The organism is Verrucomicrobiota bacterium, assembly GCA_039027815.1.
In the GTDB taxonomy this organism is placed as follows: Bacteria; Verrucomicrobiota; Verrucomicrobiia; order Verrucomicrobiales; family JBCCJK01; genus JBCCJK01.
The window spans coordinates 1-22,843 of record JBCCJK010000015.1 but is presented as its reverse complement, the minus strand read 5'-3'; the positions used below and the strand labels follow the sequence as shown (position 1 = coordinate 22,843).

Sequence of the window (22,843 nt, the reverse complement as noted above, 5' to 3'; positions counted from 1 at the left end):
CTCACTTCGGCTGCTGGCAGCTGATGCAGTGGATGGTGCCGCCTTCGAGCGCCAAGTCGAGGCAGGGGATGCCGATGGCTTCACGACTTGGGAAGCAGCTCCTGATGGCTTCGAGCGCCTGCTGGTCTTTGCTCGGGTTGCCGAATTGGGGAACCAGGACGGCTTGATTGATGATCAAAAAATTGACGTAGCTGGCCGGCAGCACGGGCAGCCGCCAGTCGGGGACTTCTTGCGGATCGGGGAGCGGCAAGGGGGTGAGTTGGAAGCGTTTGCCGCCGGCTGTCCGATAGCTCTTCAGGCGTTCCAGGTTTTCTTTGAGGCGCAGGTGATTGGGTTTGCCGGAATCCGCTTCGGTGGAAACCAGGAGGTGGTCATCGCTCACGAAGCGGGCCACGTCATCGATGTGGCCGCCGGTGTCATCCCCCTCGATGCCTTTCTCCAACCAGAGCACTTGGCTGGCTCCGAGGCCATGGCGGAGCACCTGTTCCACCTCCCCTCGCGAGTAGTGGGGATTGCGATTTGGGTTCAGGAGGACGGACTCGGTGGTGAGCAGTTGGCCCGCGCCATTCATCTCGATGGCCCCGCCTTCCAAGACGAAGTCGCGGCGGATCCGCCGGAGTCCGGTCGCTTTTTCGATGCAAGCGGGGACGGCATCATCCGCGTCGTAGGGGGCGAATTGCTTGCCCCAGCCATTGAAGCGCCAATCGCCGATCACGACTTCACCGGTTTCCCGATGCTTGACAAAGAGAGGGCCGTGATCCCGGCACCAAACGTCGTCGTTGGCGTGGTCACAGAGGTCGATGTGATTGGGATCGGCCCGGGCCTGGACCAGAAATTTCGCGATATTGGAGTGATGGTGGAAGGTCGAATTGATCCGGACCATCTGAGTGCGTGAAATGACCGAGGCGATCTCGGCGAAGACTTCCTGGGCTCGCTTGATCTTCCCATTCCAGAGGTCGCGGCGATGGGGCCAAGAAAGCCAAATGCATTCCTGAGGAGCCCACTCCGGAGGCAGGATGTAAGGGGAGGTGGGGCGCGCAGCTCGTGCCATCAAACGAATACGTGAGTTCAAGGGGCAACCTGTCAGCCTTGCTGGACAAGCGTTCACGCGAACGGTAGTTTCCTGAACGAGATGCGCAAGATTCTTCACATCGATATGGACGCGTTTTATGCCTCGATCGAGGAGCGCGACCATCCGGCGTGGCGAGGCAAGCCGATGGCGGTGGGGGGGCGGAGCCGGCGGGGCGTGCTCACCACGGCCAACTACGAGGCTCGCAAGTTTGGCTGCCGCTCCGCCATGCCGGTCTTCCAAGCCCTGGAGCGCTGCCCTCATCTGATTTTGGCGCCGGTCCGCTTTGAGGTGTATCGGGCGGAGAGCGCCAAGATTCGCCGGATCTTCCACTTTTTTACGCCGCTGGTGGAACCCCTTTCCCTCGACGAAGCCTATCTGGATGTTTCCGCGCTTCACAGCTCGGGCGCGGCCGTGGCCCGGGAAATCCGCTATCGCATCCAGGAAGAGACGGGCCTGACGGCTTCAGCCGGGATCGCGCCCAACAAAATGTTGGCCAAGATCGCAAGCGATTGGGAGAAGCCGGACGGCCAATTCGAGCTTCGGCCTGAGGAGGTGGAGGCGTTCCTGAGAGACTTGCCGGTCGGCAAAATCCATGGGGTGGGTCGGCGCATGCAGGAGAAGCTGGCTGCGCTCGGGGTGGAGACCTGCCGCGACTTGCAGGCCTTTTCCCGAGCCGAGTTAAGCCAGCGCTTCGGAAAATGGGGTTTGGAGCTCTTCGAGCGTTGCCGAGGGGTGGACCAGCGCGAGGTCCAACCCCACCGCCTCCGCAAGTCGCTCAGCAGCGAGCGGACTTTTTCTGAAAACATCGAGACGCTCGCAGGGCTGGAAGCGCCCTTTGCCAAATTGCTGGCCGAGGTCCGGGAAAGCCGAGAGGGCAAGCATCGGGAACGCGCCCTCAAGGGCTTGGTCGTGAAGCTGAAGTTTGCCGACTTCAGCCAAACTACCGTGGAGCGGGCCAGCGAGGTCATGGAAGCGGGCCTTTACCAGGCCTTGCTGGCGGAGGCTTGGTCGCGGGGGCGCGGTCGAGCGGTCCGCCTGCTCGGCCTGGGCGTGAGATTCGCCGAAGAGCGCAGCCGACAGCCCGAGCAGTTGGAGATGTTCTCCTCCTCCAGCCTGGGATGAGCCGGGGGAGGAGAGGTCGCCAAATTTTGAGATTGAGAATCCCTCTCAACTGCCTATGGTTCCCCCCTATGGCGCTTTCGACTGAACTGGAATCCTGGACGGGCGGCGCACGCTGGCTGCTTCGTGATGAGCGCATGACCATGGCCTGGTGTGAAGGCTCGGCCGCCCGCGATTGCGGGTGGCGGGGGCTCGTCGATTCCAATTCGGTGGAATTCATCCTGAACGTCCGCGGCACGGGCTATGGCTGGATCGAGGGGGAGGAGCCGGTGCGTCTTTCACCCGGGGTTTGGATGATGGCGGCTGGGGTCTCGGGGAACAAATGGGGTTGGAATCGGGAGCGCGGAAGCGGTCATGGCTTTTTGCGAGTGTCCTACAAACGAGATTTCTTTGAGCAAGTGGCCACGGTCTCGGGGGATCGCTGGGCCATTGGCGAAGGAACGCGGCTTTTGCGGGGGCTCAGCGGTCAGGAGTTGAGAGGTTGGGGGGCGAGTGTTCTCCGGCCTTCGGCAGGCGGTGCCCTTTCCCCGCTCTATTTCCGGGCCAAGGCGATGGAATTCCTGGCGCTTTTGGAGGAGATGCGATTGCAAGCGGGCGGCGGAGGATTCTTCTGCTCTCTCCAAAATCGCCTAGCTGAAGAGCGCGTCAGCCGGGTCAAGAAGTGGCTGGCGGATCGTTTGGATGAGCCCCTGGATTTGGAGGCGGCTGCCAAGGCAGTGGGCGTGAGTGCCAGCGCTCTCTCCCGCACCTTTTCCGAGGTGGAAGGAGTGACCTTGCGACGTTATCTCCGAGCCGAGCGCGCCCACTGGGCCGCCAGTTTGCTGGCTGAGGGGCGTTTGACCGTTTCTGAAGTGGGGACGGAGGTGGGCTACCGCAGTTTGAGCCAGTTCACCCGCGCCTTCCGAGAAGAGAAGGGTTGCGTGCCCTCGCAGTTTGCGCGGGCCAATTGATGTGCGGGGCTTGGTTTGGCCGTTTTATACCAAGCGACGCCAAGCGAGCGGGTCAAGGCGGGTAGAAAGCTGACCCCGGCGGCCAAGGTCTTGGGCCCAAAGGCTCTGGGCCCTGGGACCCGTCGTCCTCCCTGCTCCCAGGCCAGCGATAGCGGATGTCGTGAGGGCGCGCTCTGGCCGGCGGACGGGGTGGCCTCTATGGAAAGCGGGTCAGGGACGCTTGCGCGCCTGGTTCGGTGGCTTCGACGAGCGCTTCCACGGTCGAGATGGCCAAGCGTTCTCTTTCGACGCCTGCTAGTTCTGTGAGAGGAGCGATGGCGGAGATGACCGCCTCGCGAACCTTGGCCCCATACTGGGGGATGCCGGCCGTGGCTTCCCGCTCAATGACGGTTTCCCAAGCTTGTCGCATCGCGTCCCAGGCTTGTCCTTCTTCTTCCCAAAAACGGGCGGCTGGGCCGGTGTCGGCCTCGGTCCGGCGATAGAAATTCAGCCCAAATTCCCGGGCGAGGTGATGGGGTTGGTCGGCAAAAACCACGTGTTTGGTATTGAATTGTTCATGGACCCAGCCTTCGGGTGTGATGAGGTGGCGGTTGACGCCCAGGAGGACGTCGTAGTCGTCCCGCTTGGTGTGTTCCCGCCGAGGGAGAGGCCGCCAGACCTCATTTGATTGCCAGACGGAGATCCCGTTCTCGTGGACCCATTTCCCGATGCCTTCGTAGCGCGGGCTGTCATCGACTTGAGTCACGCGCTGCGTCCAGGTGCCAGCGACCGTTTCTTCTGAGAGAGCCACGTTGGTCCAGGTGCGATCGGTGCGGTATTCCGTCAAGTTGGTGTCCTGCCAGGTCCAGATTTGTCCCCAGTGCTTGATGACATGCTGGCGCTCTGGCCCCACCAGGAGAATGTGTTGGAGAGCGATCCGTTCGGGCGAGTCTTCGACCACCAGCACGAGTTCGAGAGCGCTCTCGCGGTAGGGTTTGGTGATTTCGTAGTCCGAGCGCAGGGAGGCTGTCTCCTCGAAGCGGAAGGATACTTCAAAGCTCCCCGCCATCGAAAGAATCGCTTTACGGTCGGCCTCGGGCGGAGAAGCCAAGCCGGAGAGAGAGAAGGACAGGAAAAGAAGGGGAGAGAGAATTCTCATATCATAAAAGGTGGGAAGGTGGAGACAAGCGGCCAAGAACGAACCGACGGCCTCTCAGCGAAAGAGTAACACGATACAGGATAGGCTCTGCCTGAAGGAAAAGCGAAGCGATTTGGCGCTGGTTGCTTGAAAAAAGGCCACCAGGTGGGTGTCACCTGATGGCCTTTGAGAAAAGCTTTTTCGGGCTTCTCTGAAGCTATTTCCGCTTGCGACGAACCAAGGCAAGGAACCCACCGAGTCCAACCAAGGCTATGGAGGAGGGCTCGGGCACTGCGGCCGTGTCAGAGGCAAATCCGGTGGCAGACCAGACCGTGTCGACTTCAAACTGATCGAGCGAGACAAAAGAGCCAGGGAAACTCGCGAGGTTCACAGTGTATTCTGCCGCATTTCCGGTGATTTCATATTTGGCGAAAAATTGACCTTCGCTGTCAGCGTTGGTTCCAAAGACGACGGTCGGAGTGGCTCCTCCCAAGTCACTGAAGGTGAATTCTGTCGCAAAGTCACCAAAGAGAGTCTTCCCTTGGAGAATGATGGTGGTGAAACCGCTGCCTGGTGTGCCGCTCGTGCCGAAGGTGACCGTCTCGGCAACGGATCCGAAGCCGCTGTAATAATTACCGCTGCTCGAGAGATGATCCTCCCCGTTGGAGGTCGCGAAAGTGCCGCTGTCTGTTCCGATATCGGGAGTGTTGTTATTGATGGGAGGATCCGTTTCGCCCTCCGAAGGAACACCAAAAACATCCCATCCCAACCAGGTGGTGTTGGAGTCTCCTCGGAAGGACGGATCGAAGAGATCGGAGGAGGAGTTGATGAGAAAGCTGGCAGCCTGGCTGTTGGCCAAGCCGAGCAGAAGCCCGCTTGCGGTCAGGGCGGCGGCGAATTTGAATTTGCGTTGGAGCATAGTTTCGAAGTTTGGTTGCAATTGAGATCGGGTCTTAATTGCAAGATTTTCAAAAGGCAAGCCAGAAATCGTTGGAAAAAAAACCGAACGCAATCGGAGACAAGCGGTAGCCAATCGCAAGAGTGCGAGGCGGTGGAGCTGGCTTTCTCGGCGAGGCTTGGTAGCAAAAGGCGCGCTCTCCAAGAGCGACCGCTAATATCGAGCAATTAGGCGCAAGTCCTCCATTCGGCTGGAACGAGTCTGCTTTCCTCCTATGACGCCAAACTCTTCCGAGGAACCCGATCCCCAGTCGCTTGTGGAGCAGCCCACGGGTCGTGTTCTCCGCTTGCAGCCCGACTGGGAAAAATGGCTGTCTTTGCTCCCCAAGTTGAGTTCTTCGGCTTACGTGGTTCGCGGTCGGGGGGCCATTTTTTGCCGCTGTGAACGCTTCCCGACCGTGGAATTTCATGGCGATCAGGCCCGCTCCTGTTCCGGAGACCGCGGCTTGACCCTCAACTTGGCCCACTGGTCGGAAGCTTGGTGGTATCAGGAACAGCGAAATGGTCGACTTTTTCCCTGCATCGAATTCGCTGATTCCCTCGGCCGGGGGATCCTGAAGGTTTGCTACCCGAGCGCTCGGGAGGCCAAGCGAGACTTGTCTACCATCGAAGACCTTTCTCTTTATGAGGGGAACGAGTGGGACATTCTCCATCTTCGCCGCAGCAATGTGATGGACTGCGAGTTCTGCCGGGATGGCTGCAAAAAGAATCGTTACACCGACGACGTCTGTGAAATCCTGAGCGAGAGCGCGTCCCGTTCGGCTGAGCTGCACTTCATCGTTCCCAACGAAGGAGCGGTCGTCTGGGACACCATTCGCGCGACCCAGCCCGGGGGCACGGGTTGTTGGGTCTGTCTCTCCGGAGTGGGGCGCTACCTCCACTTGCAGCCGGCCAGCTACCAAAAGGCCGAGGTCATCGACGGCGGCCCCCGATCCGTAGCCTCTTTCACGGACATGGAAGGAAGCCCGGCGCTCACGCTCATCGAGTCGGACGGTTGCCGACTGAAATCGATGGCAAGTCTCGCCAAACGACTCTATTCTTGAACTCGATCCAGCTATGAACATCCAATTCATCATCGCCAGTCAGACCGGCACCGCTCAGGATGCCGCCGAGGACGCCGCCGAAGCCTTCGCAGAAGCCGGATTTCCGGTCAATCTGGTGGATTTGGCTATGCTCGAAGACGTGAATTTTTTGAAAGAAGCCGACTTCATCCTGGGTGCGGTCAGCACCTGGGGCGAAGGCGAGCCGCCGGACGACGCGGTTCCTTTCTTCGAGGCGCTGAAAGCGGCCCCGCCGCTGGGCCTCGACGGCACACCCTCGGCGATTTTGGCCCTCGGCGATACCGGCTACGATCTCTTCTGTGAGTGTGGCAAGGAACTGGAGCGAGAGCTGATCCGCCACGGTGGCGAAATGGCCGTGCCCCGCGTCGATTGCGATGTCTGGTTCGATGACGAGTTGAAAGGCTGGATCAAAAACGTCCTCGAAGCCTTCGAGTCGAGCGCCATTGCTCGCTGAGCCTGGGGGCGGTCCGCCGCGTTCCTTTTGCCTAACCCGATGAGGAACCTCCTCTCGCTTTCCTGGCTGGCGGAAACGCCCTGAGGCTGGATCGAGGAGTCGAGTCGCCTCTTGGGCGAAAGAGCGGGAGGCTTTCAGGCAGTTTCCTGAGTCGGCGGAGCGGTCTTTTTCCAATCGATGGCGGTTGGTCGCCCCACCGCCAGTGCCTCCTCCGGCGAGCAGCAGACGACGAGTGGGCCTCGGTCTGCCCCGCAGGAAACACTCACTTCCTGACAAGCCCCGCGATATTCCACGCGTTCGATGGTGCCTTCGGCAAAGCCTTGACCGGAAGCGACCAAGACCAAGTCTTCGGGTCGCGCCCAGAGGGGGCGCCCGGCGGCCTCTGTTTCAGTCAGACGGTTGATGCCTCCGAAGAGGGCCGCCACTTCGGGAGCGGCTGGTTCGGCCCAGATGGTTTGCGGGGGAGCCAGCTGGACAAGCTTTCCGCGATGGAGGACCGCGACGCGGTCGCCCGTGGTGAGGGCGTCTTCTCCGTGATGGGTCACAAAGAGGGTGGTCAGATGTTCCCGTCGCAGTAGATCGGTGGTGAGGAGTCGGAGGCGCCCGCGTAGTTCGCGGTCTAGGCTGCTGAAGGGCTCATCGAGCAAAAGCAGCTGAGGCCGTGCGGCCAAGGCCCGCGCCAGGGCCACGCGCTGAGCCTCCCCACCGGAAAGTTCGTGGGGGAAGCGTTTTTCCAGCCCGGGGAGACCGACCGAGTCCAAAAGCTGGCGCACCCGTTCCTGTTTCCGGCCTCGATCCGATCGCGGGAGCCCGTAGGCGATATTGCGCTCCACGGAGAGGTGGGGGAAGAGATCGCCTGCTTGCGAGACCATCCCGATGCCGCGCCGATGGGGTGGAAGGTGGGTCTGCTCGTCCGCGATGACTTGGTTCGTCAAACGCAGGGTTCCGGAGTCGGGGCGGGCCAAGCCGGCCAGCAATCTCAGCAAGGTGCTCTTGCCACTGCCGCTGGGACCGACCACCGCCAAAATCTCGCCCACCTGGAGCGAGAGCGTGAGGTCGCGAAGAGCGGCCTCGGATTCGCCGGGATAACGGTAGCGGAGTTGGGTAATCTCGAGCGAGGCACTCATGACCGGTGGCGACGCCAGCCCAGCGTCTCGACCACGGCCAGCCCTCCGGCGCACAGGAGCACCAAGAGAAGGGAAGGGGCGGCGCAGGCGAAAATTCGGCCTTCGTCCACGATCCCATACGTGCGAGTGGCAAGGGTTTCAAAGCCAAAGGGGCGCAGCAGCAGTGTCAAAGGCAATTCCTTGCAGACGTCCACAAAGAGAAGGACGGCCGCGGCCGCCAGAGCGGGTGCCAAGAGGGGCAGGTGGACGGAGACGAAGCTGGCCAAAGGTCCCCGTCCTAGGCAGGCGGCGGCTCGATCCAGTCCGAGGGAAATGCTGTCGAGCCCCTGACGGGTGAGTTGGCCGCCTACCGCAAAATACCGGGCTGCCAAGGCGTAAACCAGCCAGAAGAAAGAACCGGAGAGCAGCCAGCCTCCCCAGCCAGAGGCACCGGGAAACCAGCTTCGCAGGAGCGCAGCCAGGCTGAAAATGCCGAGCGCCATGACGGCCCCGGGGGTGGCGTAGCCGGCGATTCCTCCCAGCCGTGCCAAGGCCGCTTCGCCGCGTCCTCGCCCCATGCGGGCCGCTCCCACCACGATGAGTGCCAGCAGCAGGCAAGCGGCGGTCACCAAGGCGCCCAGCAAGAGACTATTGCCCAAAGCCCCCAAGAAGTCGCCGAAGGGCTGGGCATAAGTGCTGCGAGTTTGCCAGGAGCCGAGAACCGCCAGGGGGAAGCCCAGACCGAGCGCCACCGGCGCTCCGCAAGCAAGCCAAGAAAGGACGCTCACCAGAGGACTGGCCGAGCGGAGCGGGGGCGGAGGCCCGGCCGCGGCGTGGGAGCTGCGCCCGCGCTGCCAGCGCTCCAAAGCGGCCAAGAGCAAGACGGCCAGCAGAACCCAGCCTGCAAAGCGGGCCGCGGTTTCGGCTTCCCCGTAGCCGAACCAGGTCCGAAAGACGCCCACTGTGACCGTGGGAACTCCAAAGTGTTTCACGGCGCCGTAGTCATTGAGCACCTCAAAGGCCACCAGCGAGAGACCCGCCACGAGGGCGGGCCGGGCGATGGGAAGGCTGATGCTGAAGAAGGTCTTCCAAGGCCCGGCCCCCAGGAGCCGGGCGGCCTCCGCGGCCCGGCGGCCTTCGCTCGAGAAAGCCGAGCGAGCTGCCAGGAAGATGTAAGGAGATAGGACGGCCGCCATCATGAGAGCCAAAATGGCGTGTCGGCTGTAGGATTCCCACAAGAGATAGGTCTCTATGCCGTGGTCCCGTCGCAGGGAAACCAGCCAGGGAATGAGCGCTTCGCGCGATTCCGTAGTGACGTAGGCGGCGATGTAGGTGGGCACCGCCAAAGGGAGCACCAAGAGGACGGCCCAAACTTGGCGACCGAAGAATCGGTAGTTTGAAATGCACCAAGCGGCCGGGATGGCCAAGAGGCAGCTGAGGAGACAGACGCCGAGGGTCAGAAAGAGCGAGAGGCGGGCCGCGGGCCAGAAGGTGTTTTCAAGCACGTGCTCCCAACTGTTTCCCTCCGGAAGCGGCCGGACGAGAGACACCAAGAGAGAGGCGATCGGCAGGAGAAGCGCCAGCCCGCAGGCCCAGGCCAGGGCACGCCACCAGGTGGTGGACGAGAAGGCGCCCCACCTCATGGCCAGCCGGCCATGTCAAAGAGACGAACGGCTTCTTCCTGGTAGTCGACCAACTTGTGGAGTGAGGTGGTGTCGGGCAGAAGTTCACCCCAAACCGTTTGGAGCGGCTCGCGCTCCACTCCCTGGGTCACGGCATACTCCGAGGTGAGCGTCTGGTAGAGGCTCTGGATCTCGGGCGAGGTCAGGAATTCGAGCAGTTGGATGGCCTCGGCCGTGTTGGCCGCTCCTTTGACGACGCCGGCACCGCTGACGTTGACATGGGTGCCGCGACCTTTCAGATCGGGTAGGACGACCTCGACGGCAGCCCGCGCCTTCCGGTCGGCCGGGTCGTCCGAGGTTTCCAGGAGGCCGAGGTAGTAGGTGTTCGTGAGGGCGATGTCACCCAGTCCGAGAGCGACCGCCCGGATTTGATCTCGATCTCCCCCCTGCGGAGGGCGGGCCAAGTTGCCGGCCGTTTTTTCGGCCCAGGTTTGCGCTTCGGGCTTGCCGTGGGCATCGATGAGAGCCGCGAGGAGAGATTGGTTGTAAGCGCTGCTGGAGGAACGGATGAGCAGGCGACCTTTCCATTCGGGATTGGCGAGATCGAGGTAAGTCTGAGGCGCGTTTTCGACCCGGTCCTTGGCCACCGCGAAGACGCGGGCCCGCATGGTGACAGGCCACCAGAGCCCTTCTTCGCTCGCGAGACCTTCCGGAATGCGGCTCGAGAGGGTCTCGCTTTCAACCGGCGCGAAAAGTCCCGCTTCCGCGGCGCGGTCGAGCGTTCCGGCGTCGACCGTCCAAAAGAGATCGGCTTGGGGAGCCTGTTGCTCGGCCTTGATCCGCTCAATGAGTTCGTTGGCCCCGGCCTTCACGACCTTGACTTCGATGCCCGTTTCGTCCGTGAAGCGCTTGAGGACTGCTTGGTCGGCCGAGTAGTGACGTTGGGTGTAAAGGCGCACTTCACCCGCCGCCAGCAGATTGGCCGTCAAGAGGAAGGAAACAAGGAGGGAGAGATGTTTCATGGTCTTGTGTATTTTTGTTTAGGAAGGGGCGCAAGAGGAATCATCGCGCCGGGACTCTCGAATGGCGTGCTGCAAGGTAAGGATTTTCGGAAAATCTCTTGGGTTGGCTTGCTGGGAAATGGCGGCTGGCTGTGCGGGCTTTGCGAGACCTTCTGGCTTGCGGTCAACGCTTAGGCACGAGATGAAAAGGGCTTTTTGGATCATGATAGGGGTTTCGGTCACGGCAAGCAGCGCGGAAGATCCCTTTCTTTGGCTGGAAGAGGTGGAAGGGGAATCGGCCTTGGCTTGGGTTCGGGAGGAAAATGCCAAGAGCGAGGCCGCCTTGGCAGGAACCGAGGACTTTGAGAGTTTGCAGGCAGCACTCCTGGCCGCCTACGACTCGCCCGACAAGCTGGCGGCGGTTTCAAAAATTGGATCCCACTACTACAATTTTTGGCGCGATGCCTCGCAGGTCCGAGGCGTTTGGCGTCGCACGACCCTGGAGGAGTATCGCCAAGAGGAGCCCACTTGGGAAGTCGTGCTGGATGTGGATGCCTTGGCCGAGGAGGAGGGAGAAAACTGGGTCTGGGGCGGCGCGCGCGTGCTGGAGCCTGAGGCCGACCGAGCGATGCTTCAATTCTCGCGCGGCGGAGGCGATGCCAAGGTCGTGCGCGAGTTCGATCTCCTGGCCAAGCGCTTTGTGAAAGGGGGCTTTGAGATTCCTGAGGCCAAGACCAACGTGAGTTGGCTGGATCGCGACACCCTGCTGGTCGGCAGCGACTTCGGTCCGGGATCCCTCACCGAATCGGGCTACCCCAGGGTGGCGAAGCGTTGGAGCCGGGGCACGCTGCTCGCCGAGGCGGAGAGGGTCTTCGAGGGAGAGATCGGGGATGTCTCAGCGGGGGTGCGCGCGTGGTGGGAAGATGGCCGGCGACAGGTGATGGCCTACCGTTCGACGAGCTTTTACACCGATGAAGTTTCTTGGCAGGTCCAGGGGGAGCTGGTCCGGCTGGAGAAGCCGGATGACGCGGAGGTCTCGACCTTCCAAGACCAGTTTCTCTTCGAACTGCGGTCCGATTGGCAGACTGACCAGAGGACCTTTCCGAAAGGGGCTCTCCTGGCGATTTCGCAAGAGGCCTTCCTCGCGGGCGACCGGGATTTTGAGGTCCTCTTTGCGCCGAATCCTCGGAAATCACTGGCCGGGTTTTCCGAGACCAAAAGTTGGCTGCTGGTGAATGAATTGGAAAATGTCCGCAATCGCCTCTACGCCGTGAGACTGACAAAGGAGGGCTGGGAACGGAAGTCTTTGGAGATCCCCGAGAATGCCACGGTCAGGGTCTGGGGAGAGGACGCGGAGGAAAGCGAAGCGCTCTGGATGAGCGTCACCAATTACCTCACCCCCACCACTCTCTTGCGCTCGCAAGGCGTGGGGCAGCCCTTCGAAACACTCAAGCAAGCGCCTCCTCGCTTCGAGGCAGCCGGCTTCCAAATTCATCAATGGGAAGCCACCTCGGCCGATGGCACCCAAGTGCCTTATTTTGTGGTGGGTTCAGAGAGCTTGGGACAAGAGCCGCGCAAGACGCTTCTCTACGCTTACGGAGGCTTTGAAATCCCTCTCTTGCCGGGCTACTCGGCAGGGCGTGGGATTGGTTGGCTGCAACGAGGCGGGGTTTACGTCGTGGCCAATATTCGCGGGGGCGGCGAATTCGGACCAGCCTGGCACCAGGCGGCTCTCCAGGAAAATCGACAGAAGGCCTTTGATGATTTCATCGCCGTGGCGGAGGACCTCATTGCACGTGGGGTGTGCACCTCCGCCAGCCTCGCGGCCATGGGGGGATCCAACGGGGGGCTTCTCATCGGGAATATGTTGGTGCAGCGCCCCGATCTTTTCGGCGCCCTCGTTTGTGCGGTGCCGCTTTTGGATATGAAGCGCTATCACCAATTGCTGGCCGGGGCCAGCTGGGTCGCGGAGTATGGCGATCCCGACGAGGAAGGCGTTTGGGACTGGTTGGAGGGCTATTCCCCTTATCACCAATTGCAGAGTGAGGTGGACTACCCGGCAATTCTTTTTACCACCTCCACGCGCGACGATCGGGTTCACCCTGCGCACGCCCGAAAGATGGTCGCCCGCATGAAAGAGCAGGGGCATGCTCCGCTCTACTACGAAAACATGGAGGGCGGGCATGGGGGCGCTGCCAATCACCAACAGGCCGCCTACGTCGATGCTCTGGAGTATCAATTTTTGTGGGAAAACCTGGAGAAATGAGAAATCGACCAAGTCGATGCTCTCATCTTTTTATTCGATTTAGTCAGTTCCCCGTTTTTCGCAAGAATGGAGCCCATGAAGGCTATCATTCCTTTTTGCGCTGCTGGGGCTGCTCTCTTTCTGAGCAGCTGTGTCACGACTTCCATTTCCAATGCCTCCCATCCTTCGAGGAGTTCGTGGCGCGGAGGCGGCAATTCGCTTTACCGAGGGGAACTCGCGACCGCCGATCTGCTGGGACTTTCTTCGGCGGCCTCCCCCACTGAGGCAGCCATCCAATCCGCCTTACGGCGCGGGAAAGCGGGAGTGAATTTGTCACCCGGGGCCAGGGTCATGTTGCTGCAGTCAGTGGCCCTCCGCCCCGACCCCGAATTGCTTTCTGCCATGAATGCCTATTTCGATCCCCAGGTTTTTTCAGGGATTCCCCCAAAGGGCGGCGGCAGTCCAGAGATGCAGGCCAAGAGTCTGCGTTTGGCAGCTGCGCGGGCGGGTGCCTCCCATGTGATTTGTGTGTTTGGTACACTGGAAACCTCTGAAAGCCAAACTCCGGGGGCCGCCCTTTCCTGGGTCCCCCTTGGAGGGGAACTCGTGCCGGACAAGGACCGCCGCACTCGGATCAACCTCACGGCCCTGGTCATGAATGTTTCTTCCGGGAATTGGCGCTCGGTTTCTTCGGCCTCGGTGGGTCGACGGCATGTGAGCGCTGGATTGAATCGCTCCTTGGCCTGGGACCAACAGGTCCTAGCCTTAAAATCCCAAGCTTACCCTCTTCTTGCGAAAGAGATCACCGCTTTGTGAGGGTGCGAGTGAGCGTTTTTCCTTTCTCAACTCCCAACTCGAAGACGCCCTGATAGATTGAGGTGGGCATGGATTGGAGAAAAAGGCGCTCGCAAAGAAGACCTTTTGCTCTCAAATGTGGTTGATTTGCTGGCTTTTGAGCAAAACGGTTCTACAGCGTCACTTTGCTATTATGAACACTCTCGCCGAGCTTGACAAGCTAAGCCCTTCCAGAGAACTGACGACTTCGCCTTCCTCCAAGCTAAAAAATGCCTTCAAGTCGGTCTTCCAACGCGTCTTGGAAGAGGGCCCCCTCAGTATCACGCGAAATCGAAAACGAGAAGCCATCCTCCTTTCGGTGGAACTCTATGACCAGATGGTCGATGCTCTTGCTGCCTAGGATCTTCTCAAAACGCTCAAGAAGGATTATGAGGCTCGGTTCCGTGGGATGCAGACCGCCGAGTCGAAAAGAGCCAGTGAAAAAGCTTTTGAGACTCCGGCTGAGGAAATCGGACAAAAAGCGGTGAAGCAGGCTCGTTTGCAGGCTTGAAAGCCCAGCCTGCGATTTATGTCCTAGCCGGGGTCAATGGATCTGGCAAAAGCAGTCTAGGTGGCGCCCTTTTCAACAGCTGCGGAGTCGATTTTTACAACTCCGATTTGGCGGCCTTCCGGATGCGCCGTCTTCATCGCAATTTGACTCAGGAAATGGCTAACAGCCATGCCTGGCATTTGGGAAAAGAGATGCTGGAGGCCGCCCTTGCCAAAAAGGAGACCTTTGTTTTGAAACGACTTTAGGAGGGCAGACCTTCACCGATTTGCCGTTGCAGGCAGCGCAATCCGGCTTCTTCCCCATATCGAGGCCTTGCGCCTTTTCGATAACTCCTCTGAAGCCAATCCTCGGAAAGGGCGAAAGCCTCTTCCCCAGCTGCTTTTGGATCTGAGAAAGGGAAAGATTGTTGGGCCGGACAGTTTTACAGAAACTCCAGATTGGGCCAAGTCGATGGTAGAAAAGGCCCGTCAGCTTGCGGAGGCCACATGAGTTAAGAGTTCCGGGTGGCCGCAAAAGACTCTTCCTCCTTCGGGAGGTTCGGGATCAAGCGGCTGGTCGCTTGAGAGATACTCTTGGCAGTGGGCATGAAATTCTCTTTCCGTTGTCGCTCGGCGCACCGCATCCAGGAAGATTCCGTCGTGAATGCCGACCGCGATGTAGTTGAGGAACTTCTTCATTCGCTGGACGTGCCCGTTGGCTTTTCGGTATTGGTGAGTCGCGCGAACTTCCTCGCTTAGCTCCAGGATGTAGTCCCGCAGGTCGCGTAAGGTGGGGGAGGAGACCTTTCCGCGGATTTGGTCGAACAGCCAAGGATTGCGAATGGCGCCCCGCCCCAGCATGAGCCCGTGGGCTCGGGTTTTTGCCTGCATGGCTTGGGCTGTTTTTAGAGAGACGATGCTGCCGTTGGCCTGCACCGGGTAAGGGAGAGATCGGACGGCTTCCGCCAGGCAATCGGTATGCACGGGACTTTGGTACTTTTCCTTCACGGTTCGCCCGTGGATGGCGAGACCATCGATGGGGAGCTTCTCAAAACACTTCAAGAGAGCGGGGAATTCCTTTTCCGATTGGTAGCCGAGGCGCGTCTTGAGGGTGAGGGTGCCCTGCACCACCGGGCGAAGAGCTTCCACGAGGCGTTCGATGCGCTCAGGGTCACGAAGGAGAGCGCCGCCACAGTCCTTGCCGCAGACCACCGGAGCGGGGCAGCCTAGATTGAGTTCGATCCCTGAGATGGGGTGCTCTTGCAGGAGCAAGGCGGTGCGGACGAGGTGTTGGGGGTCGTTCCCAATCATTTGCGCGATGACGGGTTTCGCGGTCTCGAACTCATCCACCGAACGCAGGATGAAGGCCTCAGGGTGGGACTGCCGATGGACGCGGAAATACTCAGTGACGTAGACATCCGGCCCCCCTCGGCGTTCTAGCACGCGCCAGAAAGCCAGGTTGGTGACATCCTGCATGGGGGCGAGGGTGAGGGTCATTTGTGAAATCGATTCCGAGCGAGGAGCGCCCTGGAAGAGAAGCGCCTTGAGCCTGCTTGGCTCTCTGTGGCTGGCCACTTTAGCAAGGCGCTGCGGAGCCAGAAAGTCTCCCTGGTGACACCAAGCTGCAAACGACCCTCGAAAAAAGAAAAGAGGTGCCCCAGCGGCTGGGCCGAAGAGCCAGTCCCTTCCAGGTAAAAAGAGGCGCCCCTTGCGGAGGGGCGCCTCGAATCCACATCAAATGAAACGCTTGAAGAAAAGGATCACCTCTCAGTTAGGAATTTTGAGGCGCTGGCCAGGTCGGATGATACTGCCGGAGATGCTGTTGGCAGACTGAATTCGGCTGACCGATGTGCCATACTTGCGGCTGATGGCCCACAAGGTGTCACCGCTTTTGACGGTGTGGTAGGCGAAGGAAGGCTTCGGCTTGGGTTTAGGAGCAGGAGGAGGCGTGTAGTTGCTGGGCTCCGCGCTAGCGGAGGCGGGAGTGTCGTAGCCCGTGCTGCGGATCGGTGGACTGCTGGTGCCAGCGTAACTGCGTCCACTGACAGCCGCCTCGGGAATGTAATTTCCATTCTCATCGAAAGGAAAATCCGCAGTAGGCTGGTTGGGATAGGGGTTGCGAGAATTGGTGGTCGAAGTGGTGCCCTGCGGAGTGCAGCCGGAGAAGGCGAGGCCAAAAACCCCGCAAAGAAGAAGAAGGTGTGGAGAGTGAGTCATGTCAGCAGATAAGTGCTGTCAGGGTGAGTTGAATGCAAGCATTCGACGCCCAAGAACTTCCTGATTTCTCAGAGGGCGCTGGTGAGGGGGCGGCTTGTTAGGAAAGTTTCCAAAAAAATGGCGCCTATCTTGGGGTGTTCCGAGCACTCTCCTCATCGGGAACGAAATCGTGGAACAAATGCGGAACTCCCTCTTTTTCAGGCCTTTTCAGGCGAGACCTCTGAAGACGCCTCTTCCAAGGCGAAACACAACATGTAGTAGTGTGCCTAATTTCAGCCCCCAATATGTCGGAAAAAGTTTGACCTTTCTGCGGGGAATTCGCATGCTGTTGATCGCGTCGACTCGTAGCAAAGCGCCGGGAATCTTCCCCAATTTCAATTCGAAAAAGTCAATCTTACCTTCATCCTCATGGCCACTACCCTGATCAAAGTCGGAGACCGCAGCTTCACCCTGGACAAAGCCAAAGCCGAAGAGGCTTTCTCAGCCAAAAAGGTCATCAACGGGCGGGAGACGATGTTTTTCAACATCCTGCCTCTCAAATACACCTGGGCCTATGAGCTTTACAAGACCATGAAGGCCAACCACTGGGAGCCGGAGGACATCCCGATGCAAAAAGATGTCGAGCAGTGGCGTGACACGGGCGCGGTCTCTGAGGTGGAGCGGTGGATCATCAAAATGGCCGTGGGCTACTTCTCTGCGGCGGAGGGCATCGTGGGCGATAACATTATGCACGTGATTCGCGAGCAAGTGACCGCTCCCGAGTTGAAGCTCGTCCTCGGAAGACACGCGCATGAAGAAAACATCCATGCCGATAGCCTCGTCTACATGTTGTCATCACTTGGTCTCAATCCCCACGAATGCGAGGCGATGTTTGAAGACGTCGAGACCATCAAGCGCAAGACTGAATTCGTGGTGACCAATAGTCGGGCCATGCGTCGCGACGTCGACCTGACGGACACCGCCAACAAGCAAGCCCTCGCTAAAAACATGTTCCTTTTCGGGCAGTGCATGGAGGGCACCCAGTTCTACGGCCTCTTCGGCATGGTGCTAGCCCTCTACCGGCAGAACAAGTTCCCCGGCATCGGACAGATGTTCCGCTACACCCTGCGGGACGAGTCGAATCACATCGAGCTTCTAAGAAATCTCTTGATGGATTTGGTGGAAGAAAATCAGGATGTCTGGACGCCCGAGTTCAAGGAAGACCTGCGAGAAACCATGCGCGAGGCCACCACGCTTGAGAAGGAGTTCATCGCTGACTGCCTCCCCGTCGGCGCGGTCGGACTCAATGTGGACGAGTTCACTCAATACATTGACTACATTGGAGATCGCCGCCTGACCGACTGCGGCCTTACTCCGCTCAACGATATCGAAGTAAGCAATCCCTTCCCGTGGCTGGCCGAGATGATGGACATCAAGAAGGAGCAAAACTTCTTTGAAGGCCGCGTGACCGAATACCAGAAAGCCTCCGCGCTGGGAGCGGTGGATGACGATGAGCTTTGAGAGTTTGTTAGGTCTCAGAATTCAGGCTGTAGCGAGAGGTAGCATGTCATTACAAACCTTCGAGAATGGAGCTGTTTGGAAGCATGCTTGCCGTTCGACAGCAGACATCGATCAAAAGTCTGGGGCTCCGAAAAATTTTGGTCTTAGAGATCAGATCCAAAGCGCCGCTCTTTCCATTCCGTCCAATATTGGTGAAGGCAAGGAGCGAGACTGCGATGGAGACTTGGTTCGATTTCTGAGAATCGCCAAAGGCTCTGTAGCCGAGCTTCCCACCCAGCTTTCCATCTCACGCCGACTCGGAGTCGCTTCCGCGATGATTGATCGGCTGGTCGCCGAAACCAAAGAGATCGCGGCCATGCTTCGAGCACTCATCAAGTCCGTCCCGGCCCGCACCGCAACCTCCTGAATGCTGAAGACCGAATTTTAACCAACTCTTACCTACCATGATCCAACGCATCACGCTCACCGAAGACCTCGCGCTCAAGCGCCTGGTCGCCCAACCCACTACGGAAAAACCCGCCTTCGCTTGGCGAGATGTTTTCGGGGAGACGTCCTCCAGTCCAGAGGGAGTGGTGATTGAAGATGAGACCCAAGGCGAGCAAACTTTTTGCCTGCGTGAGGTAGCCGACACCATCGGAGCTGCTCTCACGGACCTGCTGCTTTCTCGGGAGCAGGACGACATTTTCAATGAGAGCAATCGCGGCTTTGTCGCCAACGTGGCCCGCAGCGTGGCGGACAACATCGCCTGCCAGGCCAGCCAACACGGTGGGGCCGTCCGACTGACCCGAAGTGATCTCTACCTGCTGATCGAAAAGGCACTCGTGGAAAATGACGCCCACGACGTGGCCAAATCCCTTATTTTCCGTCGGGCCGCCGCTGAGGGGGCCCTCGAGGTGGAAGCCACTTCGACCCCAGCCACCATCCGCCTCATTCGTCGCAATGGGACGGTGGTTCCTTGGGCGGCCTCCAAAATCGAAATTGCCGTCCGCAAGGCCTTTCTCTCGGTCGGGGAAGACTCGGAGCCTGCCGTGCGCCTTGCCCAAGCGGTGACGGAACGAGTCGGCTTCGGAGAGCAGGCCTTCATCGAAATCGAGGACGTCCAAGATTTCGTGCAAGAGGAACTCATGAAACACGGCTTCTTCAAAGTTGCCGAAAGCTACATTCTCTACCGGGCCCGCCGACGGGAACTGCGGGAGCAAGAACGGGTCGAAGCCGCCCAGGCCCAAGGCAGTGAACAACAGGACACCATGGTCGTCGTCAAGCGGGCTGATGGCACCAGCGAATTCTGGGATGGCAGCGAGCTGCAACGCCGCATCAAATTCGCTATGATCGGGCTCGAGCTGGACCTAAGCGAAGCTGAAATCGAGCGCGAACTTCGCCGGGCCATCCCGGCCGAAATCGCCGAAAAGGATCTCCAGGCCACCATCATCCTCAACTCAAAATCCCTCATCGAAAAGGATGCTGACTTCGCACGCTTTGCCGGTCGCATCCGCTTGACCTACATTTACGAAGAAGTTCTGGGCTGGGACATCCTCACTGATGGCATCGCGGGCCTCAAAGAGAAGCACCAAAAGGCTTTCAAGCGATACCTCCGCCACGGCGTCGAAATCCAGCGCCTCAGCCCCAAGCTGCTGGAGTATGACCTCGACAAATTGGCCGCTGCTCTCGACCCCTCTGCCGACCTCGACTTCGACTACCTCGGCATCCAAACGCTCTACGACCGCTACCTCATCGTCGACAAAACCGGCGAGACGCATCGTCGCCTAGAGACGCCCGCCTTCTTCTGGCTGCGCGTCTCCATGGGCCTCTTCCACGCCGAAGAGGAAAACCGCGAAGACTGGGTCATCCGCCTCTACAACCTCTACAAAAGCCGCCGCTTCTGCTCCTCCACCCCCACCCTCTTCAACAGCGGCACCCTCCACAGCCAACTCTCCAGCTGCTACCTCTACAAGATCGACGACTCCATCGAGTCCATCATGCAGCGCGGCATAGCCGACAATGCCTACCTCAGCAAATGGGCCGGGGGCCTTGGTGGTTCCTGGACCGCCGTCCGCGGCACCGGCAGCTACATCAAGGGCACCAACGGCGAAAGCCAGGGCGTCATCCCCTTCCTCAAGCTCCACAACGACCAGCTCTGCGCCGTCAACCAAGGCGGGAAGCGAAAAGGCTCTGGCTGTGCCTACCTCGAAACCTGGCACAACGACATCGACGACTTCCTCGAGCTGCGGAAAAACACCGGAGATGACCGCCGCCGTTGCCACGACATGAACACCGCCAACTGGATCCCCGACCTCTTCATGCAGCGCATGGAAGCTCGCCAGAACTGGACCCTCTTCCGATCAAACGAATGCCCCGACCTCCATGACCTCTACGGCAGCGCTTTCGCCCAGCGCTACGCCGAATACGAGGCCATGGCCAAAGAAGGCAAGATCTGGGGCAAGGAAGTCCCCGCCATCGAACTTTGGAAGAAAATGCTCAAAAGCATCTTCGAAACCGGCCACCCCTGGATCACCTTCAAGGACCCCTGCAACGTCCGCAGTCCGCAGGACCACGCCGGCGTGATCCACTCCTCCAACTTGTGCACCGAGATTACCCTGAACACGAGCGACGAAGAAACCGCCGTCTGCAACCTCGGCTCGGTCGTCCTCGATAGCCACGTCGATCAGCAAGGAAACCTCGACCACGAAATGCTGGAAGAAACCGTCCAGGTCGCCGTCCGCGCACTCGACAACGTCATCGACATCAACTTCTACCCCACCGCAGCTGCCAAAACCGCCAACAGCCGCCACCGACCCATCGGCCTCGGCGTCATGGGCCTACAAGTTGCCCTCTTCAAGCGCGGCCTCAGCTTCGCCAGCCCGGAAGCCGTCGAATTCAATGACGAATTCATGGAAGCCATCGCCTACCACGCTTACAGCGCCAGCGCTGACCTGGCTGCCGAGCGTGGCACCTACCAGAGCTATCAAGGCTCCAAATGGGACCGCGGGCTGCTTCCGCAAGACACCATCGACCTCCTGGTGAAGGAGCGCGGGGAAGAAATCGACATCCCGCGCGGCGGCAAACTCGATTGGACTCCCGTCCGCGAAAAAATCGCCAAGAGCGGCATGCGCAACAGCAACGTCCTCGCCATCGCCCCCACCGCCACCATCAGCAACATCATGGGCACCACCCCCTGCATCGAGCCAAACTACAAAAACTTGTATGTGAAGAGCAACCTTAGTGGAGACTTCATCGTGCTCAACGGCACCCTCGTGAACGACCTCAAAAAAGAAGGCCTTTGGAACAAGGAAATGGCCGAGCATCTGAAATACTTCGACGGTGAACTCGCGGACATCGAAACCATCCCGCAGTGGATCAAAGACAAGCACAGAACCGTCTTCGCTGTCGACTACGAATACCTCATCGACGCCTCCGCCCGGCGTCAAAAGTGGATCGACCAATCCCAGTCCGTAAACCTCTTCCTAGCCACCCCGGACTTGAAGGCCCTGAGCCACATGTATCGCCGCGCCTGGGCCAAAGGCTTGAAAACCACCTATTACCTCCGCACCTTGCAGGCCAGCAACATCGAAAAAGCCACCTCCGAGAACAAAAAAGAACTCCGAGGCCTGGTCGCCAAAGACGCTGGTCCCGCAAACGCAGGAGCTGCCGTAGCAACAGCCACCAGCGAACCCAAGACCCACACCGAAGCCGAGAAGCAACAATGCTCCCTCGACGCCATGATGAACGGCGGAGAATGCGAAGCCTGCCAATAACGGAGAGGGGACACTCCTGTCCCCGGCATTAGGGAACGTGGATTTGCAATCCGCGAGAAACCAACACCTGGCCCTCTGACCCATGGGACCGCCGAACCCCACTCTTTATCTCTTCGGCGGTCCCAACGGAGCTGGAAAAACCACCTTCGCCCGGGCTTATCTACGCCAGCTCAAACCTATCCCGCGCTTCCTCAATGCCGACGAGATGGCGCGTGGTCTCTCTCCCCTCAACCCGCCAGCCGTGGCACTCCGTGCCGGGAGATTACTACTGCAATAGGTTCGTGAGCAAATTGATCGAGGATGCTCCTTTGGATTGGAGAGCACCTTGAGCGGATCCAGTCAGTCGAGACTGTTGGATTGCGCAAAGTCCCGAGGCTATCGAGTGGAGCTTTTCTTTCTGTGGATTCCTTCGGTTGAACTAGCGCGGGAGAGAATCCGAAGGCGGGTGGCCCTCGGTGGACATGACATTCCGGATAAAGACATTATTCGCCGATTTGCACGCAGCTTGAAGAATCTGGTTCAAGTGTATGCTGCGATGGTGGACTCTTGGGAGCTATTGGATAACCGGACACCGACTCCGAGCTTGCTCCTCTCGTCGGAATCCGCTACCTTACAAGAATTGGAAGCACTTCTATGCAGCCCATAGAGACAGCATCAATTGAATCACTCAGCCGAGCTCAAATTAGGCACGCGGCTGTAGTAACCATGGAGAAGGAACTCCGTGAGGAGCACAAACGCTGGGGCCTTCCGCTGATCGTGTGGCAAGAGGGACGAGTCATAGGGCAGGAACCCTGAAAACTGAACTCTGAATTCTAACAACCTTGAGCGCGGCGACCCCCATTGAACCTGACCGCTATGCTGACACGGGTTTCTCAGTAGCCGACACCCCGCCAGCCATCAACGCCCTGCTCTTCCGCCGGATGATGGAGAAGAGTGGAGAAGAGCGGCTTCGCATCGGCTGCCAAATGGCAGACGATGCCCGGAGGCTTGTCTGGTCGGGTAATCCGCAAGAGCTACCCGAGGAAGAACGCCGCCAAGAGTTCTTGAACCGCTTCTATGGCGCCGAACTGAATTCTGAAAACTAGCAAACTCCATCCGTCATCGCCAAGTTGATCGAAACCGCCAAGTCGCTCGGTCAGGAAATCCCTAAGCCGAAAGGAAGTCTTTCCTACGCCTGAACTGAATGTCAAAAATCGAGATTTGAACATTTAATGGCTGGGCTGAATGGCGCGGGATTAAGCGGCGAGATCGTGATTTGAGTTGTGGTGATACTTGGCGTGATAGCTGGCACGGGGCTTGGTCATGAAGGTGTAGTTTTTGGGCCTTCGCTTGCGGCAACGCGGCTCG

Annotated in this window: 21 protein-coding genes; 13 read left to right on the top strand and 8 right to left on the bottom strand. The window is 59.4% G+C overall.

The features are described 5' to 3' along the window. Position 1: 1 nt before the first annotated feature. Positions 2-1,051, bottom strand: a complete 1,050-nt coding sequence (locus AAF555_05960; protein ID MEM6911112.1) for an agmatine deiminase family protein — start codon at positions 1,049-1,051, stop codon at positions 2-4. Between the two features lie 81 nt (positions 1,052-1,132). Between AAF555_05960 and dinB the strand changes: the two genes are divergently transcribed. Both dinB and AAF555_05950 read left to right on the top strand, forming a co-directional pair. Next, complete coding sequence (dinB, locus tag AAF555_05955; GenBank protein MEM6911111.1) at positions 1,133-2,194, top strand: DNA polymerase IV; 1,062 nt, start codon at positions 1,133-1,135, stop codon at positions 2,192-2,194. A 68-nt stretch (positions 2,195-2,262) separates the two neighbouring features. Beyond that, entirely contained in the window at positions 2,263-3,141 is an 879-nt protein-coding gene (locus AAF555_05950; protein ID MEM6911110.1) for an AraC family transcriptional regulator, read from the top strand. Between the two features lie 196 nt (positions 3,142-3,337). On the opposite strand, the gene AAF555_05945 is transcribed toward AAF555_05950, so the two are convergent. Together AAF555_05945 and AAF555_05940 are read right to left on the bottom strand one after the other, a co-directional pair. Further along, a complete protein-coding gene (locus tag AAF555_05945) occupies positions 3,338-4,279 on the bottom strand; it encodes a DUF6607 family protein (GenBank protein MEM6911109.1) in 942 nt (313 codons plus the stop codon). A gap of 196 nt (positions 4,280-4,475) precedes the next feature. After that, the gene (locus AAF555_05940) at positions 4,476-5,177 is read right to left on the bottom strand and encodes a PEP-CTERM sorting domain-containing protein (GenBank protein MEM6911108.1); all 702 of its coding nucleotides are present in this window, start codon (positions 5,175-5,177) and stop codon (positions 4,476-4,478) included. A gap of 253 nt (positions 5,178-5,430) precedes the next feature. Here AAF555_05940 and AAF555_05935 point away from each other — a divergent pair, with 253 nt between their 5' ends. Then, positions 5,431-6,258: a hypothetical protein gene (locus AAF555_05935; GenBank protein ID MEM6911107.1), complete on the top strand. Its 828-nt coding sequence runs from the start codon at positions 5,431-5,433 to the stop codon at positions 6,256-6,258. Between the two features lie 13 nt (positions 6,259-6,271). Next, the gene (locus tag AAF555_05930; protein MEM6911106.1) at positions 6,272-6,730 is read left to right on the top strand and encodes a flavodoxin domain-containing protein; all 459 of its coding nucleotides are present in this window, start codon (positions 6,272-6,274) and stop codon (positions 6,728-6,730) included. A 134-nt stretch (positions 6,731-6,864) separates the two neighbouring features. Here AAF555_05930 and AAF555_05925 read toward each other — a convergent pair whose 3' ends face one another. The 3 genes from AAF555_05925 to AAF555_05915 are packed head-to-tail and all read right to left on the bottom strand — an operon-like array spanning position 6,865 to position 10,480. Then, positions 6,865-7,857 carry an ABC transporter ATP-binding protein gene (locus AAF555_05925; GenBank protein MEM6911105.1) on the bottom strand — a complete coding sequence of 331 codons (993 nt, stop codon included), beginning with the start codon at positions 7,855-7,857 and terminating at the stop codon, positions 6,865-6,867. Continuing rightward, on the bottom strand, positions 7,854-9,479 hold the full coding sequence (locus tag AAF555_05920) for an iron ABC transporter permease (GenBank protein MEM6911104.1): 1,626 nt from the start codon (positions 9,477-9,479) through the stop codon (positions 7,854-7,856). Before AAF555_05920 ends, AAF555_05925 begins: the two co-directional genes overlap by 4 nt. Continuing rightward, positions 9,476-10,480: an extracellular solute-binding protein gene (locus AAF555_05915; protein MEM6911103.1), complete on the bottom strand. Its 1,005-nt coding sequence runs from the start codon at positions 10,478-10,480 to the stop codon at positions 9,476-9,478. The genes AAF555_05920 and AAF555_05915 overlap by 4 nt, the downstream gene beginning before the upstream one ends. A 202-nt stretch (positions 10,481-10,682) precedes the next feature. Here AAF555_05915 and AAF555_05910 point away from each other — a divergent pair, with 202 nt between their 5' ends. From AAF555_05910 to AAF555_05895, 4 genes are all read left to right on the top strand, one after another. Beyond that, positions 10,683-12,725: a prolyl oligopeptidase family serine peptidase gene (locus AAF555_05910; GenBank protein ID MEM6911102.1), complete on the top strand. Its 2,043-nt coding sequence runs from the start codon at positions 10,683-10,685 to the stop codon at positions 12,723-12,725. Between the two features lie 75 nt (positions 12,726-12,800). Further along, positions 12,801-13,520 (top strand): hypothetical protein, encoded by a 720-nt coding sequence (locus tag AAF555_05905; GenBank protein MEM6911101.1) that lies wholly within the window; start codon positions 12,801-12,803, stop codon positions 13,518-13,520. A 172-nt stretch (positions 13,521-13,692) separates the two neighbouring features. Continuing rightward, on the top strand, positions 13,693-13,899 hold the full coding sequence (locus AAF555_05900; GenBank protein MEM6911100.1) for a type II toxin-antitoxin system prevent-host-death family antitoxin: 207 nt from the start codon (positions 13,693-13,695) through the stop codon (positions 13,897-13,899). A 146-nt stretch (positions 13,900-14,045) separates the two neighbouring features. Further along, positions 14,046-14,294 carry a hypothetical protein gene (locus AAF555_05895; GenBank protein MEM6911099.1) on the top strand — a complete coding sequence of 83 codons (249 nt, stop codon included), beginning with the start codon at positions 14,046-14,048 and terminating at the stop codon, positions 14,292-14,294. A 222-nt stretch (positions 14,295-14,516) separates the two neighbouring features. Here the strand turns inward: AAF555_05895 and AAF555_05890 are convergent, their stop codons facing one another. Both AAF555_05890 and AAF555_05885 read right to left on the bottom strand, forming a co-directional pair. Continuing rightward, positions 14,517-15,524, bottom strand: coding sequence for a tRNA-dihydrouridine synthase family protein (locus AAF555_05890; protein MEM6911098.1), 1,008 nt, complete (start codon positions 15,522-15,524; stop codon positions 14,517-14,519). Positions 15,525-15,794: 270 nt separating this feature from the next. Next, positions 15,795-16,244 carry a LysM peptidoglycan-binding domain-containing protein gene (locus AAF555_05885; protein MEM6911097.1) on the bottom strand — a complete coding sequence of 150 codons (450 nt, stop codon included), beginning with the start codon at positions 16,242-16,244 and terminating at the stop codon, positions 15,795-15,797. Between the two features lie 408 nt (positions 16,245-16,652). Here AAF555_05885 and AAF555_05880 point away from each other — a divergent pair, with 408 nt between their 5' ends. The 5 genes from AAF555_05880 to AAF555_05860 all read left to right on the top strand — a co-directional run bounded on the left by AAF555_05880 (position 16,653) and on the right by AAF555_05860 (position 22,581). After that, positions 16,653-17,744 carry a ribonucleotide-diphosphate reductase subunit beta gene (locus AAF555_05880; protein ID MEM6911096.1) on the top strand — a complete coding sequence of 364 codons (1,092 nt, stop codon included), beginning with the start codon at positions 16,653-16,655 and terminating at the stop codon, positions 17,742-17,744. Positions 17,745-17,787: 43 nt separating this feature from the next. Continuing rightward, positions 17,788-18,150 (top strand): four helix bundle protein, encoded by a 363-nt coding sequence (locus AAF555_05875; protein MEM6911095.1) that lies wholly within the window; start codon positions 17,788-17,790, stop codon positions 18,148-18,150. A 37-nt stretch (positions 18,151-18,187) separates the two neighbouring features. Then, positions 18,188-21,496, top strand: coding sequence for a ribonucleoside-diphosphate reductase subunit alpha (locus AAF555_05870; protein ID MEM6911094.1), 3,309 nt, complete (start codon positions 18,188-18,190; stop codon positions 21,494-21,496). Positions 21,497-21,785: 289 nt separating this feature from the next. Beyond that, positions 21,786-22,142, top strand: a complete 357-nt coding sequence (locus AAF555_05865) for a zeta toxin family protein (protein ID MEM6911093.1) — start codon at positions 21,786-21,788, stop codon at positions 22,140-22,142. A 175-nt stretch (positions 22,143-22,317) separates the two neighbouring features. After that, entirely contained in the window at positions 22,318-22,581 is a 264-nt protein-coding gene (locus tag AAF555_05860) for a hypothetical protein (protein MEM6911092.1), read from the top strand. Positions 22,582-22,843 lie beyond the last annotated feature (262 nt).

Excerpts from the sequence above, each read along its gene's own strand:
- AAF555_05960 (MEM6911112.1), bottom strand. The coding sequence starts at position 1,051 with ATGGCACGAGCTGCGCGCCCCACCTCCCCTTACATCCTGCCTCCGGAG.
- dinB (MEM6911111.1), top strand. The coding sequence starts at position 1,133 with ATGCGCAAGATTCTTCACATCGATATGGACGCGTTTTATGCCTCGATC.
- AAF555_05950 (MEM6911110.1), top strand. The coding sequence starts at position 2,263 with ATGGCGCTTTCGACTGAACTGGAATCCTGGACGGGCGGCGCACGCTGG.
- AAF555_05945 (MEM6911109.1), bottom strand. The coding sequence starts at position 4,279 with ATGAGAATTCTCTCTCCCCTTCTTTTCCTGTCCTTCTCTCTCTCCGGC.
- AAF555_05940 (MEM6911108.1), bottom strand. The coding sequence starts at position 5,177 with ATGCTCCAACGCAAATTCAAATTCGCCGCCGCCCTGACCGCAAGCGGG.
- AAF555_05935 (MEM6911107.1), top strand. The coding sequence starts at position 5,431 with ATGACGCCAAACTCTTCCGAGGAACCCGATCCCCAGTCGCTTGTGGAG.
- AAF555_05930 (MEM6911106.1), top strand. The coding sequence starts at position 6,272 with ATGAACATCCAATTCATCATCGCCAGTCAGACCGGCACCGCTCAGGAT.
- AAF555_05925 (MEM6911105.1), bottom strand. The coding sequence starts at position 7,857 with ATGAGTGCCTCGCTCGAGATTACCCAACTCCGCTACCGTTATCCCGGC.
- AAF555_05920 (MEM6911104.1), bottom strand. The coding sequence starts at position 9,479 with ATGAGGTGGGGCGCCTTCTCGTCCACCACCTGGTGGCGTGCCCTGGCC.
- AAF555_05915 (MEM6911103.1), bottom strand. The coding sequence starts at position 10,480 with ATGAAACATCTCTCCCTCCTTGTTTCCTTCCTCTTGACGGCCAATCTG.
- AAF555_05910 (MEM6911102.1), top strand. The coding sequence starts at position 10,683 with ATGATAGGGGTTTCGGTCACGGCAAGCAGCGCGGAAGATCCCTTTCTT.
- AAF555_05905 (MEM6911101.1), top strand. The coding sequence starts at position 12,801 with ATGAAGGCTATCATTCCTTTTTGCGCTGCTGGGGCTGCTCTCTTTCTG.
- AAF555_05900 (MEM6911100.1), top strand. The coding sequence starts at position 13,693 with ATGAACACTCTCGCCGAGCTTGACAAGCTAAGCCCTTCCAGAGAACTG.
- AAF555_05890 (MEM6911098.1), bottom strand. The coding sequence starts at position 15,524 with ATGACCCTCACCCTCGCCCCCATGCAGGATGTCACCAACCTGGCTTTC.
- AAF555_05885 (MEM6911097.1), bottom strand. The coding sequence starts at position 16,244 with ATGACTCACTCTCCACACCTTCTTCTTCTTTGCGGGGTTTTTGGCCTC.
- AAF555_05880 (MEM6911096.1), top strand. The coding sequence starts at position 16,653 with ATGGCCACTACCCTGATCAAAGTCGGAGACCGCAGCTTCACCCTGGAC.
- AAF555_05875 (MEM6911095.1), top strand. The coding sequence starts at position 17,788 with ATGTCATTACAAACCTTCGAGAATGGAGCTGTTTGGAAGCATGCTTGC.
- AAF555_05870 (MEM6911094.1), top strand. The coding sequence starts at position 18,188 with ATGATCCAACGCATCACGCTCACCGAAGACCTCGCGCTCAAGCGCCTG.